A 756-nucleotide genomic window follows, 5' to 3' on the forward strand; every position below is an offset into this window, starting at 1 on the left:
ATGCAAGCAAACCTAGACAATATTCGACTGATTAGAAGCTCGATCCTGTTGGAAAAAGAAAGCGGGTTATGGAACAAGCTTCTTGAAAGCCCATTCTTCTACAGTGCGTCTGGGTGTAGAGACATATTGTTTAATGACAACGCACACTTCTATACCGTTGAACAAGCGTTCAACCTAATACAAAACGCGGGACTGATTTCAGTGTTTCCGCGACCAAGCGCTCGCAGAGCCGCACAAGCAGAACAAATGCTCGATGTCTTCGTAAGAAAACTTGGTAGCCATTAACTAGCAGCGATAACGTAGATAGTTGAAGCTATCTCAATTCAGTAAAGAGCGACTAGCTATAGTCGCTCTGAAGCCAGCGTTTCCAATCTTCTAATTCATCGACATCAAAACGCTTATCTAATAGCGAGAAACTAAATCCAAGCTCTGTCATGCGATTTTGAACTTGCTCAAGCACGCGATTGGTGCCCCATTCGATTTCACCAAATGATGTAAATCCGCATGCTCTCTGCCCGACTAAGCCAAAGCCTCCATCCTCTGTTGGCGCGAATACAAAATCATGATTGCTAAGCGAATTGATTGCTTGCTGTAAGAAGTCATCATCGAGTACTGGAAAATCACTCCCCACAATAAAGGCATAGTCATAATGCTCTAGGGCATCGAACATAACCCTTTGCATTTTTGCACCTAGATCGCCACTAGGTTGCTCAAGACAATAATCAAAAGTGAGAGAATCGATCCACTCTTTATGAC

2 protein-coding genes are annotated in these 756 nt (G+C 43.4%); one reads left to right on the forward strand and one right to left on the reverse strand.

What is annotated here, in order from left to right; translation table 11 throughout:
- A partial coding sequence (locus tag A3739_RS29235) for a hypothetical protein (protein ID WP_068500262.1) occupies nucleotides 1–285 on the forward strand: 285 nt, incomplete at its 5' end.
- A gap of 52 nt (nucleotides 286–337) precedes the next feature.
- Here A3739_RS29235 and A3739_RS03075 read toward each other — a convergent pair.
- Nucleotides 338–756: DUF2064 domain-containing protein (locus A3739_RS03075; RefSeq protein WP_156502299.1), on the reverse strand; the 419-nt coding region annotated here is incomplete at its 5' end.

It is taken from the genome of Oleiphilus sp. HI0067, assembly GCF_001635735.1.